This window comes from Vicinamibacterales bacterium, assembly GCA_041659285.1.
Lineage (GTDB): Bacteria > Acidobacteriota > Vicinamibacteria > Vicinamibacterales > UBA2999 > 12-FULL-67-14b.
The window spans coordinates 77913-86885 of record JBAZYO010000017.1 but is presented as its reverse complement, the minus strand read 5'-3'; the positions used below and the strand labels follow the sequence as shown (position 1 = coordinate 86885).

At 46.9% G+C, this 8973-nt stretch carries 3 protein-coding genes; all 3 read left to right on the top strand.

What is annotated here, in order from left to right; all coding sequences use genetic code 11:
- Positions 1 to 531: hypothetical protein (locus WC815_21500; protein ID MFA5911360.1), on the top strand; the 531-nt coding region annotated here is incomplete at its 5' end.
- 212 nt (positions 532 to 743) lie between these two features.
- Positions 744 to 2240 carry a WG repeat-containing protein gene (locus WC815_21495; GenBank protein ID MFA5911359.1) on the top strand — a complete coding sequence of 499 codons (1497 nt, stop codon included), beginning with the start codon at positions 744 to 746 and terminating at the stop codon, positions 2238 to 2240.
- Positions 2241 to 2252: 12 nt separating this feature from the next.
- Positions 2253 to 8909, top strand: a complete 6657-nt coding sequence (locus tag WC815_21490) for a calcium-binding protein (GenBank protein ID MFA5911358.1) — start codon at positions 2253 to 2255, stop codon at positions 8907 to 8909.
- Positions 8910 to 8973 lie beyond the last annotated feature (64 nt).

Below are 8973 nucleotides of genomic sequence, written 5' to 3'. Positions count from 1 at the left end.
GATGATGGCAATGACAGCATCTACGGAGACACTGGCAACGATATCTTGACTGGCGGAACAGGCAACGACTACCTGGAAGGGAAAAACGGAGTTGATACTCTTTCTGGTAGCACAGGCGACGACAGTCTAGTCGGCGGCTATGGCAACGACACTTATCTCTTCTCCCAGGGGGACGGTGTTGATACTGTCAATGACCAAGGAAGAGTCTCTGACCACATGGACACCATTCGCTTCGGTACCGGTATAACAACTCAAGATGTTGCCTTCTACATGCAAGGCAGCGACCTCTACTTGAGTCAAGGTGCCGGTGACGTTATCAAAATCACAGACCAAGCTTCAACCACTTCGAAAATTGAGAAGTTTGAGCTTGCCGATGGTCATTTTGCTGGCTCAGCCGACATTAACTTGCTCATTCAACAGATGGTTGCCTTCGACCAGGACCACACTGAAGTCGATATCACTAGCGTCAATGACGTCAGAAACAACCAAGACCTCATGACCATTGTCTCTAATGTTTGGCACGCTGCTTAGCTCTGAAAAAACGGAAATTAGTGGATGAAACTCCTAGTACTTATTGCCGCACTAAGCTTAGCAACAACAACTTGCTTTGCTGGAAACAAACCGCAATCTAAGAAAACTTGGTCGACAATCGCAGTTGAGCTTAGCCAATACCACCTTATTCGCCAATGTGATCACTGGAGATTTCAAACAGCCCCAACCTTACCAGGAGGCGAGCTTTCTAAATGAAGTCTCTGGCTCTCATTATCGCTTTATATTTTTCGACTGCTCCATGCTTTGCCAGAAAAGATCTATGGATTGAGGCTGATACTAAACTGGGCCAAACGGTCGAAATTAGGGATTATCATGTCCAAGAGTGTCAGCGCCGATATGACCAATGGGGATTGATGGATGTCACTGGCAAAATCAAGCCAATCCCTGTCTATAGACTGATTGGCATAGATGAAAGTGGAAATATTGCAGCCAGAGTTTTAGACTCCAATTTGCGCAAGCTTATCAATCCGAGAGGAGAGATTATTCCTAAGGCGGCTGATCTTGAAATAGTAAATATAATGACTGAAGCTCGCATTCCAGTGAAATACCATAACAAAGCTCAATTGGATACCGAGATCAAGTCTACAGATGCACAGAACTCGACATTCTCATTTTGTACCAGTTCAGGAGATGTTTTATCTGCGAAATTTGATCAGGTCAGCCCATTCAATAATAATGTGGCAGCAGTGAGGATGGGAAAATCCGTTGGATTTATAGGATTGGATGGAAAATATCTTCCTAATTCCAAAATGGTCAATTGTCAATTCAGAGAGGGGGTTTCAGAGGGGCGCCTTGCTGTCTGTGTAGATAGTAAATGGGGTTACATAGATACTTCCGGCAATTGGATAGTTGAACCAAAGTTTGAATTCGCAAAACCATTTCAAAATGGCTTTGCACTAGTCGGGTTGCCAATTTCAGAAAGAAATGGGCAACCCGACAAGTCAGTGACCTTCATAGACAAAACTGGCAAACAATTTGCTGAGAAATTCTATTCTGGCAAACCCTTTGAAGGCGAATACGCCGCTGTTTCTGTACTTTCTTCTGGTAAGAATCAAATGCCGTTATGGGGACTCATCAATAGAGCCGGACAATGGATAGTTGAACCGAAATTTAGTCTTATTGGCCCTCTGGTCGACTCTGCGAGGCTTCTATATGCCAAAGATCTCGTAGGAGTTTTCTCAAGCGGAAGAATTACGGTACAACCCACCTATAAGCATATCGGAAAATTTTGCGAAGGTCTGGCACCATTCCAAGTGTCTGGCGGTAAGCTGTATGGTTTTCTTGCTAAGGATGGAAAGGTTCTGGCACCAGCAAAATTTGCATTTGCTGGCACATTCTCAGAAGGCTTGGCGGCCGTAAGAACTTATCCCACCAAGGCTGGAAGTGAAGGCAAAATTGGTTTCGTAGATAAGCATGGAGCATTTCGAATTGCTCCTACCTTTGGAGGTTCGGATCCATCAAATCCAGAGTTTAACGCGGACTTTGTTCAATTCCATGACGGCATTTGTTTGATTCCAGAGCGCTCATACTGGGACGGCACGTACTGGTGTTCCGGAAAGGGTTACATCAACAGGCTTGGAAAATGGATTGGACCAGGCCCAGAAGTAATAACTATGGGGTTTCCCTTCAGGATGGGAAGCGCTCTAGTTCGATATTACCCGAAAAAACTAGGAAATCGGTCTAAGTAACGGAGATCTGGCATGTCGAACAACTCTAACAAAGGTTTGTATTACAATTTCATACTGGAACCTCTTGGTATGTATTCAGCTGGCTCTGACGAAAGTGTAAGCCAAATGAGTGCCGCCTATGGCGTGAAAAGCGCTATAAACGATTTGGCGAGATTCAATCCGAAACTCGGACAGATATTGCAAAAGGCAGGTTACAACAAAATTCAGTTTACTGATTTACTTCCGCCAAATAAAGAAGGTGAACGAGCTGGTGGGGAGACAGACGAATGCGCTGATACACAACCAGGCGATCAGAATGAACCAGACTTTAGAATTGCTGGAAGAGTCTTTGATGTACCAATTCCTCCTGGGGCGCTTATAAATAGCAGGTTTGCAACGATACACGAGTTTGGACATGCCCTAAATGACTTGTTAGGGCAAATCTTTTCAAAGAAAAACTATACCGACACTGTTGAATTCAAGAACGCATATAATGCCGATTTCAATTATTTAAAGGATAGATATGATCACGGCTTTTTGATCGGAGCCGAAAGAGACTTTGTTAGAGATATGGTGTCGTATCCATCATTAAGTGGTGAATGGGTCAAGATAGAATCGGAAGACACGGAAGAACTAGTTCCAAATATCATAGGTGCAATAATTGAAAGTTCTTTCGTTAACGGCCAGGGAAACCAACCACTTACCGTCCAAACTAATCTAAATTCGTTTGATGTGCTCGGTCTGTTTTTCAATGTGACCTCCAAACTTAGAGATGCTCTTGATGCTATCGGTACACATAAGCCAGACGAATTTAAAAACAAGAAAGATTGCCCGGAAGGAAACGGTAAAAAATTCTTTAAAAGCCCAAAAAAGCCGGACCAGATTGCCGCGCAAACAAACGGTGCTGCTGCTGCTCCAGCGTATGACCCAATAATTCTTGACTTAAATGGTGATGGAATTCAAACGGTGTCGATCGATGCTGGATTCACGTTTGACAACCGTGCTAACGGTTTTGAAAATGACACAGCATGGGTGTCTGACACTGACGGATTTCTAGCAATCGATAGCAGAGGAGATGGTTACATCGTTGACGGTAGTCAGCTTTTCGGAACCTCCATGAAATTAGCTAATGGCTCAACTGCGTCTGATGGATTTGCAGCACTAAGTCAGTTTGATTCAAACCACGATGGTCTCATAAGTTCTCTCGACGCCGCTTATCTTCAAATCGGGGTTCTGAAAGGGGAGGGGACATTTGAAACACTTAGCGAGCTGGGAATAGCCTCAATCTCTTTGAGTTCAACGGCTGCTCGTTCTACAGACAGCAACCAAAATACCCAACTCGCTATCGGCAGTTTTACTTGGGCTAACGGACAAGCTGGATTTCTGGCTGACTATGCACTCAAAGATAACACCTTATTGTCTTCGGCGTCTGAGTCTGTAGAAGTTTCTGCGGCCATACAAGCTCTGCCAGCCGCCAGGGGACTGGGAACTGTTAGAGATTTACAGCAAGCAATGGAATTAGATAGCTCCGGTGCTTTGACTGGGCTTGTGACCGCGTTTACTCAAGCTACTTCTGTTGAGCAGCAAGATACTTTACTCACGCAAATTCTTTTAAAATGGACTGATTCAGATACTTTGCCTCATACCTTGCCTGGTCTCCATATGGATAATCAGGTCTACAACGCAGTTGAACGCTTTTACGGTCAGACTTTGACCTATGCTGGTGCGCTCAATGGTGCTCCCGGTATTTTCCAGAGTGAATATTTGAGTTCAGCCTTTCAGTTGATCAAAGATTATGTGTATGCACAGATGGTATCAACTGGACCTATTAGCGATTTGGCTGACTTATTGGCTGATGGTTCCTATAACCCAACGGAGGATTCTCCAGAAAGGTTTGATTTAACCTTGGTAGCAACTTCTCTGCTTGAACTAGAACAAACAAACCCCAGTTTGGCGAGTTTCAAAGCTACAGAATTTGTCAAAATGTTGGACGGCTTCGGCATTACTGAAGATACTGACTTTGAATCAAGCTTTAGAAACGTAATTGCAGCGGCGTCGCCATCACTGCTGGCAATAATTGATCAATACAGCAATGGCGTTCAGTCGTTCGCCGACAATGCCACCATAGTGCGCTCTTCAATTGCCTTTAATGAAACAATAACCGCCCATGGCAATAACGACTTCATCTACATGGGGGACGGCCCTCTTTCTGTTCTCAATTCAAATGGTGAAAACACCTTTGTCGAAGGTGGACGTTTCGGTAAAAACATAATCAACCTGGGCGCTGGCAACAATAGAGTCTATCTCCGCTCACCAGGTACTTCAATTGAGCAAATTGATGTACTTGGCGCTGATGCTGAGGTGAATTTTGGCCCAGGCACCACATTGATTGTCGAAGGTCAAGGAAACGGGAAGTTCTTCTTTGACCAGGGCGATGGTGAACTCACTGTTCGTGGTGGCGCTGTCGACCTCAGCCGCTCGCACACTGACAGAATAGTATTTGGAGCTGGGATTTTAGCTAGTGATATCCAGATGTCACTTGAAGGCACAGCTTTGACGAATGTCAGGCTTAACTTCAACGGCTCTACTGACACAATCCTCATGGAAAATGCAATTGTGTCTTCCTCATCAAGCAAGCACGTGACTGAATTTGAGTTTGCTAATGGTAGTGTTCTCAACCTCGCACAGATTCAAAACAATCCACTGTATGTAACCTTTACCGGCGACAACCAAACCTTCCAGCGAATTTACTCTCCGCTTGCAGAAATCACAACCATCAATGGAAGCAACAACTCTATTTTAGTGGGCTCTGGAAACAGCGACTTTATCGACCATGGCGTTGGTAATCAGTTCTATCTATCACCAGCATTTAGCGACGCTGGCACAGGTGGCAATGTCAGAGTCACCGTGGGACGTGATGCTCGTATAACTGAAGGCGGTGGCCTTGATACCTTCAATATTGGAATGGGTTCTGGCACTACGGTGATTCAGCCATATGGCACTCCACTTCATCAGGGCGATTTTGATACCATTAACTTCGGACAGGGCGTTAGTGCGTCGGGTCTTTACTTCTGGGCTCCACCAGTAGCATCTGGTCAGGTTACAGCCTACGATTTAAACATTGATCTGGCGACTGGCGAGAAGGTAATTCTCAGCAGCACATTGGCTTCCAGACTGGGAGTTCCACCTAACGCGTTTACACCAAAGTATGTTGAGAAATTCACGTTCGCCGATGGTTCTAGTTTGACGCTAGATCAAGTCCTCGCTCAGGGTGTTCATGTAATTGCCTTTACCGATCCATTCTTCGGCGGACCGACAATTGATCGTCGTTTTGCTACATGGAAAGAAATCACCACCGTTGTTGGCGACAACGGCTTCATCTACGAGGGCTCTGGCAACGATGCTATCGAAGACAGAGGCAACCACAACAGAATTGATGCTGGTCGTGGCAACAACACGATAATCGTTGGCACAAATACAACGATTGCTTCAAGTTCTGGCACTGATGTTATTACTGTCAAGGCTGGCTCAGGCACAACGCTTATTCAGGAAGCTGGTGCTTTAGGTGGAGCCTTTAACAACGGCAACGACACAATCGTGTTTGGTGCTGGAATTGACGAAGCTAACATTTTCGCTTCCTTTACGGCTGATACTACGCTTGAAATTAGTCTTGGAACGGGAGACAAAATAATTATTGAAGGTCAAACGAGCGACCTTTCTGGCTTGAGAAGGGTGGATACATTCACATTCGCCGATGGTCAATCGTTTACAGTGCAGCAGCTTCTCGATATGTCAGTGATGGCGATTAACAACTCGCTCGACAATGTGACTATCGACAGAAGTGCTTCTACAGTCAACGAAAGAATCAATAACAGTGGACATTTCGACACTATCCTTCTTGGTGGTGGCACTACCACTGTCTACGATACAGGAAGTGACAACACCATCTACGGTGGCACGGGGTCAGCCTTCATCAATGCTTCTAGTAACAGCAGTATTCATGGCGGGGCAGGTGATGCCCTGATTACCGTGGCTAGTGGCGTTTCTGGAGTTCAAGTCTTTGAACAAACCGTCGGAGCTGGCACAAATGGCTACGATTCTGTAGTTCTATCTGGAGCTGTCTCAGTTGATGAGTACACGCTTTCATCTGTTGGCAAAGACCTGACTCTGACCGATAGCTTGGGCACGGCTGTCTTGACTCTAAAAGATGGGCTAGATGCTACCGCTGTGGCTAAGTCTGTGGCTGATTTCTCTTTCTCTAATGGCTCTCACGTTGCCTTCAACGACCTGATTCAGCGTGGGGTCAATGTATCTGACAGCTCGTCGAATGCAACAGTTGATCGCAGCTTTTCCGCTGCGAAGGAATTCATCACCCATACCGGCGATGCTGATACTTTCTTGCTTGGTAGTGGTGATGTAACCATGACAGTCGGTACAAACGACACTATCCACTCTGGCAAAGGCAATGATGCGTTCAATATTGCTGCTGGCAGTGGTATAACTACCATTATCGAAGATGCTCAGAGCGTGAGCAATGGAGCCGGTGACTTTGTTCAATTGTTGGATCAAGTAGACGCCAACCAGTTAACAGTCAGAGCTTCTGGCTCCGATTTCACCCTTGGCTTTGCTCCTGGCGATTCAGTCACTCTAGTCAATCAGCTTGACGCTGCTGGACTAAAAAACGTCGGTGCATTCTTCAACGCCGATGGCTCTATCCTTGTTGACAGCGGTGAAATTCAGCAAATCGCCAATGCTTCTCGGTCAACGGCTGGTGACGACGTACTCACAGGCAGTCGATTTGGCGACCAAATTAATGGCGGGGATGGTAATGACACAATCTCTGCCGGACTGGGCAACGATGACCTTTCAGGCGGCCTAGGTGACGATATTCTGAGCGGCGACGCTGGCAATGACTTTCTGTATGGCGATGACGGTGATGACACACTTAATGGCGGCACCGGCAACGATATCCTGAATGGATATGTCGGAGCAGACACGCTAAATGGCGGTGACGGCAATGATGTTCTTGTTGGTGGGCTAGGCAATGACTTCGCTTCTGGCGGCATCGGTGATGACACTTATGTATTTAATCTCGGCGATGGTGTCGACACGATTGATGATGGAGCAGGTGTGCTCGGTGGTGGTAACGACACAATTGAACTGGGCGCACTTAGACCAAACGTTCTTTTCACGGCACAAGGCGATGACTTACGGATTGGCTTCACTCAATCAGCAGAGAGTGTTCTTGTTCAAGGCTTCTTGAGCGCTGATTCCAGTAGACATATCGAATTGGTTAAGTTCTCTGATGGCTCCAATATCAGCTACGCCGATATTGTCACTCTTGTATCAACACCTCCTGGCCAAGACATCTATGGCACAAACGCCAACAACACCCTGACAGGAACAGGTGGTAATGACAGAATCTATGCCCTTAATGGGAATGATACAGTCAATGCTGGGGGAGGAAACGACCTGGCTTACGGTGGCAACGGCAACGACGCCCTGAATGGCCAGGATGGAAATGACCAACTCTTCGGTGATGCTGGTGTTGATACTTTGTACGGCGGCAACGGCATGGACGCTCTTGATGGCGGAGACGGCAATGACTTCCTACATGGCGATGATGGCGACGATGTTCTGCTGGGTGGCAATGGGTTAGATGAGTTGCATGGCGAGAACGGTAACGATTCCCTAGACGGCGGGGCTGGCAACGATTCACTATATGGTGAAAGCGGAAACGACACAATAGTCGGTGGGACTGGCAATGATTACCTCTACGGTGGCACAGGTGCTGATTCTCTCGATGGTGGCGCTGGAGCCGACTTCCTCTATGGTGAAAACGACAACGACACTCTGGCCGGAGGTGGCGGTAACGACATACTCGATGGTGGTGATGGAGATGACAATTTAGACGGTGGTTCTGGCGCTGACTCCCTCTATGGAATGGCTGGCAATGACGTTCTGTCTGGTGGAACTGGTATCGACACAATTGACGGCGGCATCGGCGATGATACAATCTCTGGTGGCACTGGCAACGACGTTCTTCTCGGCGGTGATGGAATCGACCATATCGATGGCGGAGTCGGCAGCGATGACATCCACGGCGGCGCTGGTGACGATATTCTTATCGGTGCCGGTGGTAACGACACAATTGCTGGTGATGATGGCAATGACAGCATCTACGGAGACACTGGCAACGATATCTTGACTGGCGGAACAGGCAACGACTACCTGGAAGGGAAAAACGGAGTTGATACTCTTTCTGGTAGCACAGGCGACGACAGTCTAGTCGGCGGCTATGGCAACGACACTTATCTCTTCTCCCAGGGGGACGGTGTTGATACTGTCAATGACCAAGGAAGAGTCTCTGACCACATGGACACCATTCGCTTCGGTACCGGTATAACAACTCAAGATGTTGCCTTCTACATGCAAGGCAGCGACCTCTACTTGAGTCAAGGTGCCGGTGACGTTATCAAAATCACAGACCAAGCTTCAACCACTTCGAAAATTGAGAAGTTTGAGCTTGCCGATGGTCATTTTGCTGGCTCAGCCGACATTAACTTGCTCATTCAACAGATGGTTGCCTTCGACCAGGACCACACTGAAGTCGATATCACTAGCGTCAATGACGTCAGAAACAACCAAGACCTCATGACCATCGTATCCAATGTCTGGCACGCGGCATAACTAGACTGTTGCCAGAGCTGGTCATAGAGTTAAGAAGTGGCGGTGATTAATCACTGCCACTTCT

Coding starts and splice junctions, on each gene's coding strand:
- WC815_21495 (MFA5911359.1), top strand. CDS start 744: ATGAAGTCTCTGGCTCTCATTATCGCTTTATATTTTTCGACTGCTCCA.
- WC815_21490 (MFA5911358.1), top strand. CDS start 2,253: ATGTCGAACAACTCTAACAAAGGTTTGTATTACAATTTCATACTGGAA.